Genomic DNA, 13,769 nt, shown 5'->3' on the forward strand with positions numbered 1-13,769 from the left:
CCTATTCTCGCCCGGTTATGGTTTTTGCATTGATAAGCGCATCGACAACCTGCTCAAGTTTCATTCCTCTTGATCCCTTAAAAAGCACGATATCTCCCTCCTGCAGTACCGTCCGTAATGCTTCAAGAAGCGCTTCGCGGCTTTCGAAATGGCCCCTGTAACGTTCGGGAACTGCCCGGCCAAAAAGCCGTGCACTCTCACCAAAGGTAAAGAGCAGATCAACTGAACTCTGCTGAAGATAGTTGCCAATTGCCTGATGCTCAACCTCTCCCGCCAATCCAAGCTCAAGCATATCGCCCAGAACGGCCACTCTTTTGCCTGCGCCGGGAAGATCACAAAGCGCATCAATCGCCTTGCGCATGGAGTCTGAATTGGCATTATAGGTGTCATTAAGGATTCTCACTCCACAGGCATCAAGAACCTCAAGCCGTTTCCAGCCTGGAGCAGGAGTGAGACGCTCAAGACCCTCGCGGATCTGGCAGAGCGAGAGACCGAAATAGTGACCAACTGTAGCCGCCGCAATGGCATTCATGACATTATGTTTTCCTGTAAAATTCAACGTTACCGGTTCTGAACCGGCAATGGAACAGAGAAGAAAAGAGAGTGCGCCTGCACTGTTTACCGAAATATCCCTGGCCCAACAGGAGTGTTCCGAACGTGTTGCCATTCCATAGGGAACACTTCCAGCCATCCCCGAGGCTGCCGCGCTGATCCTCGGATCATCCATATTGACAAACGCAATACCTCCGCTCTGGCGAAGATAATCGAAAAGCGGTATCTCCGCCGCCTCAACACCATCAAGATCAACAAGAAACTCAAGATGCTCATGGCCAATATTCGTCAGGAGAGCATGGGTTGGGCTGCCGATAGCCGCAAGCAAAACCATCTCACCCGGATGATTGATACCCATCTCGACAACAGCAATATCGGTGTCACCTCTCAGTTGCAACAGGGTCAAAGGAACCCCAAGATGGTTGTTCCTGTTGCCCTCACTCATATGAACCCTGAAACCGGTTCCAAGTACCGAGGCCACCATCTCCTTGGTTGTTGTTTTTCCATTGCTGCCGCCAATAGCCAGAACGGGAATCGAAAACTGGTGGCGGTAGATCGTTGCAAGCTGCTGCAGCCCTGCAACCGTATCATCCGTCACAATAAATCCTTTTCCTGGTGGCGGATCAACAGAGCCCTGCTCCTCATACCACTGACGACTCACCATCGCCCAGGAGGCACCCTTTTCAAAAACAGTGCCAATAAAGCAATGACCATCTGCATTTTCACCTTTCAGGGCAATAAAAAGCTCTCCCCCTCTCACCTCTCTTGAATCGATAACCACAACGGGAGAAACCATCTCCTGCGGAGGCTGCGAAGGCGGCAGAGAGTCGCCATGCCCTCTTCCGGCCTCGACCACCTCTCCAACCTTCCGAAAATCATCAATCGTCAGCACGCCTTTCCTGTTCAGTTGTACTCTCTCCTTTTCCGGATATCCGGAAACATTTTCCTGCATAGCTGTTTTTATGATCGCCTGATCTGAAAAAAAATATTTGTGGCCGGCTATCTCCTGATACTTTTCATGCCCTTTTCCCGCCACAAGAAGGAGATCTCCCGCCTTGAGCATCAGAACCGCCCGCCGGATGGCTTCAGCCCTGTCACTGATCCTCAGGTAATGAACCCCGGTGATACCACGCTCGATTGCATCAAGAATCTCCTCCGGATCTTCATCCCGAGGATTGTCAGAGGTAATAATAACCTCATCGGCAATTTCTGAAGCAATCCGCCCCATTTCAGAACGCTTTTCCTTGTCTCTGTTTCCTCCACACCCAAAAACCACGATAAGGCGGGAAGCATCCTCCTTGAGGCCATGCAAGGCATCAAGCGCCTTGAAAAGGGCATCCGGAGTATGCGCATAATCAACAAAGGCCATCCACCCCTGACGGCTCTCACCAACTCTTTCCATGCGCCCCTCCACCGTCGAAACCGCAGAAAGAGCATTGCATATCTCTTTGGCAGAGAGAGCCATGCCCGTTCCAATGGCCGCAGCTTCAAGCACATTCATGACATTGAAGTTTCCCGGAAGCTTAACCTGCATCTCCACTGACTCATCGGGAAAATGAAGCACAATGGTACTTGAGGCAAGGGTACCCTGAAGAAGATCTGCTGCAAAGAGCCTGCTGCACGAGAGCGCTGGCTGAAGCCCCCGCTGCATGGTACAACAATATATTTTATCATCTGCTACACGAGCCGCCATTTGTTCGGCATAAGGATCATCAATATTCAGCACCGCAAACCCGTCCGGCGAAAGCTGATCGAACAGTTGCTGCTTGGCTTCCGCATAATCGTGCATGGTTTCATGAAAGTCAAGATGCTCCTGGGTCAGGTTGGTAAAGAGCGCCGCATGAAACCGGATACCATAGACCCTCTGCAACACCAGTGCATGAGAGGAGACCTCCATCACGGCAGCCTTGCATCCCGCTTCCAGCATCTGACGGAAAAGCGCATGAAGGCCATGAGCCTCCGGAGTGGTACGATCCAGCGGAATTTCGAGTTCTCCAATCCTGCACATATTCGTCCCGATATAACCAGCAGAAATACCATTGGCATTCAGCATGGCCGTAATCAGCTTTGCTGTCGTGGTTTTGCCGTTGGTTCCGGTAACTCCGATAATCAGCAACTGATCAGAAGCTTTTCCATAAAAAATCCGAGCAGCCTCCGCCAGAGCTTTTCGCGCATCAGCGACCTTGATATAGAGACAGGGAAGAGCAGGATCAGAGGGAAATTCTTCGCAGATCACCGCTGCAGCCCCTCGCTCAACTGCACTGCGGATAAAGCGACCTCCATCGGTAGCATAGCCTTTTATCGCAACGAAAAGCGATCCGGGAAGTACCTCACGGGAATCACTGGTAACCATGCTGATCGCCCCCCCAAAGCCAGCTTTTCCCAGAAGCTCCAGAGAGGAAATTTCCTTGAGCAACTCCTCCAGTTGCACCTCCTGCAGGTTGGAACCATCACTTGATACCGTCATGAGGATTTTCTGTTGATGTTTCCTGAAGCAAGCACCACCCGTATCACCTTCTCTTTTACAACCCTGCTGCCAGGAACAATACTCTGACGAACAACAACCCCCTCAAACTCTCCCGAATAATCCATCTCCAGATTGAGCCATTTCAACAGGCGCTGGGCATCGCGCCCCTTAAGTCCACGAAGATCAGGCACAACTACCGTCACGATAGAATCAAGGAGCCTCTTTTCCGGAGAAGGAATTGCGAGGTTTTTCTGCATCTCCTCCGAACAGGCAAGCATTCTCGATACAATGGCCGAAAAAACCGGAGCCGCAACGGTCGCGGCATAATAGGCCGTCTTCGGATTTTCAAGAATCACAATAAGAGCATAGCGAGGCCTTTCTACGGGAAAATAGCCAACAAATGAGGAGACATAAACCGGTTTGGCATACGACCCTCCATCAGCACGTCTTGCCGTTCCGGTCTTGCCAGCAACAGTCACTCCCGGCACAGCCGCATTTTTAGCCGTTCCACTGTCAACAACCGCCTTGAAATACTCCTTCCCGACATATCTTGCTGTCTCTGCGGAAACCACCCTCCTGACCGTTTCAGGAACAGCTTCCCGAACAACCTGACCCTCTGCATCAATAATTTTCTTGATGATATAGGGCTTCATTAACTCGCCATCGTTGGCAATTGCGGCATAAGCCTGCAATATCTGCAATGGAGTAGCCATAACCTGATAGCCGTAACCCATCCAGGGAAGCGTGGTCCGATCCCATTTTGAAAGCGACCGCACCATTCCCGGCGCCTCACCAACCAGCCCAATGCCCGTTTTCTTTCCAAATCCGAAATTTCTTGTATAGGCATTGAACTTCTCCCGCCCAATCTCCATTGCTGTTTTTGCTGCCACAATATTGCTGGAATGCATAATTGCCTCACGGAACGTTATGTTGCCGTAAGACTCATGATCCCTGATTTTGAGATTATAGATGGGCATAACCCCATGATTGGCAAACACCACATCATCGGCTTTTCTTTCCAGGACTTCCGTTGCAGCAGCAGCCATCACCAGCTTGAACGTTGAACCGGGCTCGTACATCTCGGTTACTGCGCGATTTCGTGAGTTCTGGCGAGTCCAGGTCGCCCTATGGTTCAAATCAAAAGCAGGGTTATTGGCCATGGCAAGGATCTCTCCGGTACGAACATCCATAACAATACATGCCGCAGCATCAGCATTGAAGTTCCCGACAGCCTTTGCAAGTTCATCTTCCACAATGCTTTGAATATCACCATCAAGAGTCAACTGTACCGTATTGCCTTTTATCGCCTCCTGTTGCCGGGCGTCAGGCGCCGGGTAACGAATACCTGTTGCTGTTCGCTGTAAAATTCTTGTACCGTCACGCCCTTTCAACGCTTTATTCAACTGTAATTCGAGTCCGCTGCTTCCATCAGTTTCGCTCTTTACACTCCCGATGGAGCCGATCACCTGAGCCGCAACGTTCAGGTAATAGCGCTGCTGCTCCTTTTCGAACCTGACACCGGGCAATTTTTTCTCGATAATAAGCTGCATAAGCGGCATCGCTTTTGCGACCGGTATTTTCCGACCAAGAACAGCCGCTCCTTTTCGGCGCTGCAACTCTCGAAGATAAACCGAGCGGTTGACGCCCAAATGGCGGGAGAAAAGGGTCGCCACAGCCCCTGAATTGTCGATATGTTTCTGTTTCTTGCTTCCAGGCTCCTTCACAGGCTTTCCTTGCTTGTCAAAAAGCGGAGTATTGCGAACCGTCCGGGGATTGGCGTAGAAGGAGATGGATTCAATACTTTCTGCCAGTAAACGCGAATGGCGGTCAAGAATAGCGCCGCGCTGGGCACGCTCTGTAACCTCCCGCTCATATTGCTTGGTGGCTATCTGCTTATATTTTTTGGCATTAATAACCTGAATACTCAGTAACATGCCAATAATTGCGACAATAAATATCGAAAAAAGAACAACGACGATACCAAGCCGCTTGCCGAACTCCCGATCATCCGGCCGTTTGCTCTCCTGCTGGCCACTCATGAGCGATCCCCTCCATTGAAGATGCAATCAATCATGGCACAAGCTCAACCGGAGGAATACTCGAAGCCACAACCCCAAGCGCAGCAGCATTTTCAGCAATATTACGGATACTATGCAATTCACCCATTTTAAGTTCCTGTGAGGTTATAACACTTGATGTCATCTGTATCTGCTCTCGAAGCTTTTCATTATGAAGAGCAAGATTGTTAATCGCAAGGTTGTTATAGGTCTGGAAAAGAATAATCCCCATTCCGGCCAGAATGTACAAAAACGAGGTCGGACGCAAGAGTAAACCGATATCGAACTCAAGCGCGTTGCTGACCATCTCTTTGATCCCTGAATTCGGAACCTCCTGAGCCTCGCTGCCAACAGCAACCACCTCCTCAGGCCTCTTTTTTGCGAAGCCCTTGACACCCCGCAGGAGACCTCGCAAAAAAAGTGCCACCCTCTTACTCGCTTGCACGACGACCTCCCTCATGAATTTTTTCAATAACCCTCAACTTTGCGCTTCTTGCCCTTGAGTTTAACGCAATCTCATCCGGGGCAGCAATAAGGGGCTTGCGGGTAACGGGGGCAACCGATCCCCACGAAAGAGGCTCCCGCAAACCAACCCCTTTGGGTCCCCAATCACTCCGGGCCTTTTCAGCAAAAACTCGTTTCACGATCCGATCCTCAAGAGAATGATAACTGATAATGGCCATTCGTCCCGTCTCATCAAGGCAATCGATACCATCATAAAGCGCCTGGCGGAGAACATCAAGCTCGGCATTTACCTCTATTCTCAAAGCCTGAAACACTCTTGACAACGTCTTGATAACCTTCTCGCCGCCATGCGCATTACCACGAATAATAGCCGCAAGCTCCTGAGTGTAGGTGACTGCCCCATGTTTCTGACGATAGGCAACAATCGCCCGTGCAATGCTGCGACTTCTGGGCTCCTCTCCATAACGGTAAAAAAGCCTTGCAAGCTCCTGCTCATCATAGCCATTAACAATATCAGCAGCACTTCGGGAAGCATTGCTGTCCATCCTCATATCAAGCGGCCCCTCCCTCAGGTAACTGAACCCCCGATCAGGGGTATTAATCTGAAACGATGAGACGCCAAGATCAAGCAGAATACCCATAACCTTCGGTTCCAGCCCTTTTTCCGCGCAGATCGAGGCAATCAGCCCACCCATATCACAGAAATTTCCCTTGACCAAAACCGTGGAGGCTGCAAATTCCTTGAGCGTTTCACCCGCCACCCGTAATGCGGCATCGTCCTGGTCGATGCCGATCAACAGCGATCCCGCAAGGAAACCCGCATCAAAAAGTGCACGCAACATCGCCGAAGAATGGCCGCCGCCGCCAAGAGTCCCATCGACATAAATACCAGGTTTTCTGACCAGAAATGCCACAACTTCGTTGACCAGCACCGGCTCATGAAATATATCTCGTACCATAACCATTAAAAATACCTTCCCGCAAGCGAAGCGAAACGATCAGCACTCTCCTGCAAGAGAGCAGCAAGGCGCTGCGGATCCCAGATAATCATTTTTGTATCAGCCCCGATAATAACAACATCCTTTGTAATACCAGCATGATCGAGGAACTCCCTCGACAGAGCAACCCTCCCCTGACGATCAAGCTCAACCATTTCAAGACTCTCATACATCAAGGTCTTCAAAAGGCGCTCCTCGGGATTAAAATCCGAAAGACCGGAAAGTGACTTTCTCATTCCAGCCCAGATGAGCGGTTCATAAAGCTCAAGGGAACGGTCGGGCGCTTTCATGATATACAAACCTGAAAAAGCATCTGCAACACCCTCGACCGTAACACTTTCGAACTTCCGGCGAAACCTTGCAGGAATCATAAGGCGCCCCTTCTCATCGATGGCATGTCTCTCTTTTCCAATAAAGCCCGCCATTGTGGCAATCCCTTTAGCCCCCGTTATGCTTATAACCTCACCTGTTACATCTTTTTAACCGTAACCGGACGTAAAAACCAAAAAAAAACCAGCGAGGGCCGCAATACATCCCATTTTTTACCATTTTGCGCCACTTTAAAATGTATAAAAAAGGATGCACTAAAAAAATATTAGTCTATTTTACACTCCAGCAGAAATGCCGATATTTCGAATGAATACAACCCCAATGAAAAGAGGAGCAAAAGAGATCCTGATTGATGGCTATAACCTTATCCATAAGCTTCATCCCTCTCTGACCTCGGCGTCTCTTGATGTTCTGCGCAAGGAAACAGAAACACAACTCCTCTGTTTTCAACAAAAAACAGAGTGTCCGATAACCGTTGTCTATGATGGAAAAGGGAGCCCCAGAGAGAGTGCGTGCGGGGCGCCACTGCATATCGTCTTTACTTCAGCCTCAAAAAGTGCTGATCACTGGATCATTGATTACGTAAAGTCGTTGAACACAAGAGTAAAAAAGGTTACTATTGTAAGTTCAGACGATGAGATTCGACGGTACGCAACAGCATTCGGAGCAACATGCGTAAAATCCGAGACATTTGCACTGCAACTCAATGAACTGACAGCAGATGCTGCCGTTCAGGACAAGAGCCGCCACTCCCTGCGCATGACGGTCAAAGAAAAAAAATTCAATGACAAATTGTTGAGCGAAAGGGAAGTTTCTCGATGGATGAAGCTCTTCGCACGCGAAAAATCGTAGTAACAACCCGGCTCATTTTCTTATACTTTTGTTTGTCACCAAAGCACCACCCTTAACCACCGTCATTATGATGTCCGACAGCACCGTCAACAATACCCTACATTGGCAGGAACTTGACGAATGGAGAAAAAAAATCGACACCCTTGACCAGCAGTTATCCTCCCTGCTCTGCGAAAGATTAGATTGCGCACAAAATATCAGCTCCCTGAAATCAAGAATCGGAGAACAGGTACTTCAGCCAGAGCGGGAAAAAGAGGTACTGAACAATGTACTGAACCATGCCGACTCGCCTCTGAAAGCTCACACATTGGAAAAAATCTATCGATGCATCATCGAGGAGACCCGACTGTTTCAGCATGAATGGAAAAACAGTCAACCAGGTATCCATGCCAGTTAAAAGGCAGCTTCGAAATGGCATCAAAAAAAACTTCCTCCCGTAAACCGCTTCTTGGTGGAGCAGCTATGCTGCTGACGGCATTGGCATTTTTTTTATTCCTGCCCGGACTCAATACAGCATCAAAAGCCACCCGCCTGACCGTTCACAAAAAAATGGGGGCCCGCGCCATTATTGATGAACTGTACCGTTCCCGTTCGATTACCAGCAAATGGCCTGCACTGGTAACCATCACGATTATTCCAAGAGTGCACCGTGTCAAACCGGGAAGATATACCATTCCGCCCCGCATGTCGAATTTCATGCTCATGTATTATCTGCATACGCATCCGCAAGATGAGGTACGCGTCACCCTTCCCGAAGGGATTGATCTCAGAAAAACCGCCCGCATCCTCTCCCGAAAACTTGACCTTGACTCTGCAGAGTTCATGATGGCGACAGCAGACCGCAATTTGCTCCTCAAAAAGGGGATAACGGCAAAAAATGCAGAAGGCTACCTGCTTCCCGGAACCTATGACTTTGCCTGGGCATCCACGCCCGAAGAGGCGGTCGGATTTCTTGTCGGACGCTTCCGCCATTTCTACACCGACAGCCTGAAGCAGGTAACCGCCCAAAGAGGACTGAACGAAACAGCCCTGCTGACCCTTGCCTCTATCGTTGAAGCCGAAACCCCGCTTGACCAGGAAAAAAATCTTGTCGCCAGCGTCTACCTTAACCGCCTGAAAAAAAATATGCGGCTGCAAGCCGATCCAACAGTACAATATGCCCTTGGAGGAGCTGCCCGCCGCCTCTATTACAAAGATCTGGCAGCCGGTTCCCCCTACAACACCTATCGCCATAACGGACTCCCTCCAGGACCTATCTGCAACCCCGGAGCAGCATCAATCCTTGCCGTACTGAACCCTGCGAACAGCAATTTCCTCTACTTTGTCGCCACGGGAAAGGGAGGGCATTACTTTGCCGAATCACTGACAGAGCACAATGCAAACATCAAAAAGTACAAACTCACCCTCAGCAATACCGGACACTGACGAAAACAAGCAACAGATACCCATCATCCACCTGTTGAGTAGATCGATTATATTGGCTATATACATTTAAACGAAAATCATTTTTTTAACCAATCATCAGAGCAATGCAGAAAAAGAGTTTATCCGACATAGCAATTCAAGGCAAACGGGTATTGATGCGCGTTGATTTCAACGTCCCTCTCGACAGCAACAAAAAGATAACGGACGACAAGCGAATCATTGAGTCACTTCCTTCCATCAAAAAAGTCCTTGAAAATGGAGGCCGACTCATTTTAATGTCGCACCTCGGAAGACCAAAAGGAAAAGTCAATGCCGATTATTCACTTGCCCCTGTAGCAACAAGACTTGCCGAACTGCTCGATTGCCCGGTTACCATGGCGAAAGAGTGTATCGGTACGGAGACCATGCAGCAGGTGCTTGCACTGCAGGACGGAGAGGTGATCCTGCTTGAAAACCTGAGATTTCACCCCGAAGAAGAGGCAAATGACCCCGATTTCGCACGCGAACTCGCATCACTCGGAGAGGTGTATGTCAACGACGCATTCGGCACAGCACACCGCGCACATGCCTCAACAGAAGGCATTACGCATTACGTCCAAACAGCCGTTGCAGGCTTTCTGATAGAAAGGGAACTCCTCTACCTCGGAAAGGCGCTGCAGGAACCCGAACGACCTTTTGTAGCAATCCTCGGTGGCTCAAAAATATCAGGGAAAATTGACGTTCTTGAAAACCTCTTCAAAAAAGTCGATACCGTCCTGATTGGCGGCGCCATGGTTTTCACCTTCTTCAAGGCACAGGGTTATGAAATCGGAAACTCTCTGGTTGAAGAGAGCAAAATTGAATTGGCACTGAAAATTCTTGACGAAGCCAAAAACAAGGGAATCAAACTCCTTCTTCCCGTAGACGTCATTGTTGCGCCTGAAATTTCCGCAACCGCCGACTGCCATTCAGAAATGATTACCGCCATCCCCGAAGAGATGATCGGTGTCGATATCGGCCCCCTCACGGCAGAAATCTACCGGAACGAAATTCTTTCCGCACGAACCGTACTCTGGAACGGACCTATGGGCGTTTTTGAAATCGATAACTTTGCTGCAGGCACCATGGCAGTCGCACAAGCAATGGCCGAAGCAACAGCAGAAGGCGCCACAACCATTATCGGTGGAGGCGACTCTGCAGCAGCCGTAGCAAAAGCTGGTCTGGCGAACGAAATGACCCATATTTCAACCGGTGGAGGCGCAAGTCTTGAATTCCTTGAAGGCAAGGAGCTGCCGGGTATTGCCGCACTGAACGATTGACCGGTTCTGCACACGACAAACCCTTTTACAGAAGTTACCTTTGAGATGAACCAGACCAATCGATGAACTACTCGAACCAGCCATACAGTCCGGGGGGATTTCAGTTTATGCCCCCGGCAATTAAAACCATCATTATTATCAATGTTGCCGTTTTTCTGCTGCAATTCTTTACACCATTGGGTGCAATAATTCAAGCGCTCGGCGCACTCTGGCCAATCGGTTCCAGCAACTTCCAGCTCTGGCAACCGCTGACCTACATGTTTCTGCACGGCAATGGCACCCATCTCTTCTTCAACATGTTCGCCCTCTGGATGTTCGGTGCTGAAATAGAAAATCAGTGGGGAACCCGGCAATTCAACATCTACTACTTTACCTGTGGTATCGGCGCTGCAATCATCAACCTTCTGGCAACCATAGGCGATCCCTATCCAACCGTCGGCGCTTCCGGCGCCATCTACGGCGTACTGCTCGCCTTCGGCATGATGTTCCCCAACCGCTATATTTTTCTCTATTTCCTCTTCCCCGTCAAGGCAAAATATTTTATTGCCGGCTACGCACTGATCGAATTTATCTCCGGTTTCGGCAGCCGCGCCATGGGAAGCGGCAGCAACGTTGCCCATTTTGCACACCTCGGTGGTATGCTGATCGGCTTCATCTACATTACCATCAAACGAGCAGAGTGGTCGTTCTCCGGACTCTTCAGCAAAATCCGCCCCTCCGGCAAAAAGAGAAGCGGTCCGCGCCTCCATACCCGGAACAGCATAACACCACCGGTCTCCGAATCTGAAATCGACGCCATACTCGACAAGATTTCCGAACGCGGCTATGGCTCACTGACCGCAGAAGAGCGACGCAAACTGCTCAAAGCAGGCGGAAAAAAGTGACTGAACAGAAACAAAACGCAAGTCAGGAACAGATGAAAACGACATTGGATGGAGCTACACGCAGGGCAGAAGCACTGATAAAAAACCCCCGGAAGAGAAACAAACTGCTTGATGCCGCAGGCAAGGTAGCCTCTTCCGGGAAATACGCCCTGCAACTCTCAGGCATAACCGAAAAAACAAAGACGCTGATCCGCATGGTACGCAGCACGGCCAACAGGGAGTACCTCGATACCCCCTGGCAGACCATTGTGCTCATTAGCGCCGCCCTCATCTATTTTGTCTCTCCCTTCGACGCACTGGCTGACTTCCTCCCGCTTATCGGGTTTGTTGATGATGCCGCCATCATTACAGCCCTCTTTGCTTCAATCAGCAAGGATGTCGAAAAATTCACCGCATGGGAAACAACAAAAGCAGCGCCCGATACGGCAAGCATCAGCTCTGCGGAGCCGGAGTGACCGTTACCAACCCAACACGCTCAAAACAGGCAACACTCTCGATGTGGCTGGTATGCGGGAACATGTCAACCGGCTGCACCGATAGCAATTTGTAACCCTGAAGGCAGATCTCCTTGCCATCACGGGCAAGGCTTGCCGGGTTGCAGCTCACATAGATAATCCTCCTTGGCCTCAGCCGCAGCATCGTAGAGAGCGCCTTCGGGTGCATACCCGCGCGAGGCGGATCGGTAATAATCACCCCCGGAGCATCATAACTTCCGAGCAGATCGAGCATACCCTGAAAATCCTTGAGATCAACCTGGAAAAAAGCCACATTGTCAATGCTGTTAAACGCCGCATTGGAACGCGCATCATTGATGGAACTCTCAACCACCTCAAGCCCCACAACCTGACGACAATGCTTTGCCAGATAGAGGGTTATCGTACCTGTCCCGCAATAGAGGTCATACACCGTATCCTCCGCCCTCAACCCTGCAACCTCCAGAATGCTCTGGTAAAGCAGCTCCGCCTGTGACGAATTCGTCTGAAAAAAAGAGTTCGCCGATATCCTGAAATCAAGAGCGCCAAGACGCTCGGTAATGTATCCCGCTCCGCTGAGCGTAAACTCCTTCTCCCCGGTAGCAACCGTATTTTTGCGCTCGGTCACATTGTTGACCACCGTCATCTTCTGCCCGGCCATCCCGGACTCAAGATGCATCCGGTAACGCTCCATCAGCGGCTCATCATACCAGGAGGTCACCAGGTTAACCATAACCTCTTCACGGTTTTCACTGAACCGCACCACAAGGTTCCGCAAAAAACCGGTATGCGCCTTGGCCCCATAAGGAACAAGAGCGTTGGCAAGCGCAAATTCACGCGTCAGGGCAAGCACCCTGTTCATCGACTCCTTGGCCAGGTAGCAATAGTCGATATCGATCACCTTCTCAAAATTGCCGGGAGTGTGAAAGCCGAGCGCAAACTCCTTCGGGCGGGCAAGAGTCTCCATCGAAAGCTCCTCCGGCAGCAGGTAACGCATATTTGAGCAGGAGAATTCAATCTTGTTCCGGTAATGAAACGGCTCACGGCAAGCAAGCGCCTCCATAACCGGGGGAGCAACAAAATCCCCGAGATGCTCAAGCGCATCCTTCACCTTTTTCTGCTTGTACACAAGCTGCGCATCATAACGGATATGCATCAGCTTGCACCCCCCGCAAACGCCAAAATAACTGCAAACCGGCTCCGTCCTGTCCGGCGACGCTTCAAGCACCTCAACCGCAATCGCCTCAATGTAGCGCTGCTTCACCTTTTTTATTTTAGCCGAAACCCGGTCACCAATCGCAAGCATCCCGCTCACCATCACCGCCATGCCGTTGTCAAGCCGCCCGAAACACTGCTCCTTCTCCGCCAGATCCGTGACCGTCAACTCAATAGTATCACCCTTCCTGAAAGTATTCCCGTCTTCCATTAGAACCTTTTTATACCTTTTAAAATCAAAATGTTACAGCTCTTCCAGCTCCGTATATCATCTGGTCATCCGGAACAGCAACCCCTGAACATACAAAACCGCCCGCTTTCGGGACAGGAAAAAGCACACCTTACCTCCCCACACCCGCAAATATCCAAAACCCTTGCCCTATTCTGCCGGGATGTGACCGAACACGTATCCACGGAAGCGACTTGCCATGACCGGGTCAGTTTTACGCTATTCAGACCCATTTTAAAAATCTGGACGCCGAAGACATTCCTATTCCACCACGTCAGTTGTCCCGGACACCACCCTCATTCGAAGAGTGATGAGCCAAGCCTTTTTGATTGATACGAATGTTCTCTCTGAACTAATGCGTACTCAGCCAGATCAGCAAGTTATACGCTGGTTTGATGTGCATGTTAAAATCAAGGCAATCGCTCATGAGAAATCAATGCTGCTTGTCACAAATCCGAGGAGCTCACCGCTTATCAAGCAGATTGAGGCGAAATTGGTAGGTAGCAATGAATGACTCTGCATAA

13 protein-coding genes are annotated in these 13,769 nt (G+C 50.1%); 7 read left to right on the plus strand and 6 right to left on the minus strand.

The window, feature by feature from the left end; all coding sequences use genetic code 11:
• Position 1: 1 nt before the first annotated feature.
• Genes murF through mraZ form a run of 5 tightly spaced genes read right to left on the minus strand, consistent with a single transcriptional unit; the run spans position 2 to position 6,964 of the window.
• A complete protein-coding gene (murF, locus tag AC56AD_RS14585) occupies positions 2 to 3,019 on the minus strand; it encodes a bifunctional UDP-N-acetylmuramoyl-L-alanyl-D-glutamate--2,6-diaminopimelate ligase MurE/UDP-N-acetylmuramoyl-tripeptide--D-alanyl-D-alanine ligase MurF (RefSeq protein ID WP_012509509.1) in 3,018 nt (1,005 codons plus the stop codon).
• Positions 3,016 to 5,058, minus strand: coding sequence for a PASTA domain-containing penicillin-binding protein (locus AC56AD_RS14590; protein ID WP_012509510.1), 2,043 nt, complete (start codon positions 5,056 to 5,058; stop codon positions 3,016 to 3,018). Before AC56AD_RS14590 ends, murF begins: the two co-directional genes overlap by 4 nt.
• A 31-nt stretch (positions 5,059 to 5,089) precedes the next feature.
• Entirely contained in the window at positions 5,090 to 5,521 is a 432-nt protein-coding gene (locus AC56AD_RS14595) for an acylphosphatase (protein WP_012509511.1), read from the minus strand.
• Complete coding sequence (gene rsmH, locus AC56AD_RS14600; RefSeq protein ID WP_012509512.1) at positions 5,508 to 6,506, minus strand: 16S rRNA (cytosine(1402)-N(4))-methyltransferase RsmH; 999 nt, start codon at positions 6,504 to 6,506, stop codon at positions 5,508 to 5,510. Before rsmH ends, AC56AD_RS14595 begins: the two co-directional genes overlap by 14 nt.
• Positions 6,506 to 6,964 (minus strand): division/cell wall cluster transcriptional repressor MraZ, encoded by a 459-nt coding sequence (gene mraZ / locus AC56AD_RS14605; RefSeq protein WP_012509513.1) that lies wholly within the window; start codon positions 6,962 to 6,964, stop codon positions 6,506 to 6,508. The genes rsmH and mraZ overlap by 1 nt, the downstream gene beginning before the upstream one ends.
• 211 nt (positions 6,965 to 7,175) lie before the next feature.
• Here mraZ and AC56AD_RS14610 point away from each other — a divergent pair, with 211 nt between their 5' ends.
• From AC56AD_RS14610 to AC56AD_RS14635, 6 genes are all read left to right on the plus strand, one after another.
• A complete protein-coding gene (locus AC56AD_RS14610) occupies positions 7,176 to 7,721 on the plus strand; it encodes an NYN domain-containing protein (protein ID WP_223293938.1) in 546 nt (181 codons plus the stop codon).
• Positions 7,722 to 7,791: 70 nt separating this feature from the next.
• Entirely contained in the window at positions 7,792 to 8,118 is a 327-nt protein-coding gene (locus AC56AD_RS14615; protein WP_041526580.1) for a chorismate mutase, read from the plus strand.
• A 14-nt stretch (positions 8,119 to 8,132) separates the two neighbouring features.
• Entirely contained in the window at positions 8,133 to 9,146 is a 1,014-nt protein-coding gene (gene mltG / locus AC56AD_RS14620; RefSeq protein ID WP_012509516.1) for an endolytic transglycosylase MltG, read from the plus strand.
• A 104-nt stretch (positions 9,147 to 9,250) separates the two neighbouring features.
• A complete protein-coding gene (locus AC56AD_RS14625) occupies positions 9,251 to 10,444 on the plus strand; it encodes a phosphoglycerate kinase (protein ID WP_012509517.1) in 1,194 nt (397 codons plus the stop codon).
• Positions 10,445 to 10,506: 62 nt separating this feature from the next.
• Positions 10,507 to 11,328 (plus strand): rhomboid family intramembrane serine protease, encoded by an 822-nt coding sequence (locus AC56AD_RS14630; protein ID WP_012509518.1) that lies wholly within the window; start codon positions 10,507 to 10,509, stop codon positions 11,326 to 11,328.
• A complete protein-coding gene (locus tag AC56AD_RS14635) occupies positions 11,325 to 11,783 on the plus strand; it encodes a YkvA family protein (protein WP_012509519.1) in 459 nt (152 codons plus the stop codon). Before AC56AD_RS14630 ends, AC56AD_RS14635 begins: the two co-directional genes overlap by 4 nt.
• Here the strand turns inward: AC56AD_RS14635 and rlmD are convergent.
• The gene (gene rlmD, locus AC56AD_RS14640) at positions 11,761 to 13,227 is read right to left on the minus strand and encodes a 23S rRNA (uracil(1939)-C(5))-methyltransferase RlmD (protein ID WP_012509520.1); all 1,467 of its coding nucleotides are present in this window, start codon (positions 13,225 to 13,227) and stop codon (positions 11,761 to 11,763) included. The genes AC56AD_RS14635 and rlmD overlap by 23 nt on opposite strands.
• A 328-nt stretch (positions 13,228 to 13,555) precedes the next feature.
• Between rlmD and AC56AD_RS14645 the strand changes: the two genes are divergently transcribed.
• Positions 13,556 to 13,759 (plus strand): hypothetical protein, encoded by a 204-nt coding sequence (locus tag AC56AD_RS14645; protein ID WP_041526581.1) that lies wholly within the window; start codon positions 13,556 to 13,558, stop codon positions 13,757 to 13,759.
• Positions 13,760 to 13,769: the final 10 nt, after the last annotated feature.

The sequence above is a fragment of the Pelodictyon clathratiforme genome (genome assembly GCF_982375515.1).

What these genes read in the sequence shown, in the direction of transcription:
- murF (WP_012509509.1), bottom strand. Translation starts at nt 3,019, where the DNA reads ATGACGGTATCAAGTGATGGTTCCAACCTGCAGGAGGTGCAACTGGAG.
- AC56AD_RS14590 (WP_012509510.1), bottom strand. Translation starts at nt 5,058, where the DNA reads ATGAGTGGCCAGCAGGAGAGCAAACGGCCGGATGATCGGGAGTTCGGC.
- rsmH (WP_012509512.1), bottom strand. Translation starts at nt 6,506, where the DNA reads ATGGTTATGGTACGAGATATATTTCATGAGCCGGTGCTGGTCAACGAA.
- mraZ (WP_012509513.1), bottom strand. Translation starts at nt 6,964, where the DNA reads ATGGCGGGCTTTATTGGAAAAGAGAGACATGCCATCGATGAGAAGGGG.
- AC56AD_RS14610 (WP_223293938.1), top strand. Translation starts at nt 7,176, where the DNA reads ATGAATACAACCCCAATGAAAAGAGGAGCAAAAGAGATCCTGATTGAT.
- AC56AD_RS14615 (WP_041526580.1), top strand. Translation starts at nt 7,792, where the DNA reads ATGTCCGACAGCACCGTCAACAATACCCTACATTGGCAGGAACTTGAC.
- mltG (WP_012509516.1), top strand. Translation starts at nt 8,133, where the DNA reads ATGGCATCAAAAAAAACTTCCTCCCGTAAACCGCTTCTTGGTGGAGCA.
- AC56AD_RS14625 (WP_012509517.1), top strand. Translation starts at nt 9,251, where the DNA reads ATGCAGAAAAAGAGTTTATCCGACATAGCAATTCAAGGCAAACGGGTA.
- AC56AD_RS14630 (WP_012509518.1), top strand. Translation starts at nt 10,507, where the DNA reads ATGAACTACTCGAACCAGCCATACAGTCCGGGGGGATTTCAGTTTATG.
- rlmD (WP_012509520.1), bottom strand. Translation starts at nt 13,227, where the DNA reads ATGGAAGACGGGAATACTTTCAGGAAGGGTGATACTATTGAGTTGACG.
- AC56AD_RS14645 (WP_041526581.1), top strand. Translation starts at nt 13,556, where the DNA reads ATGAGCCAAGCCTTTTTGATTGATACGAATGTTCTCTCTGAACTAATG.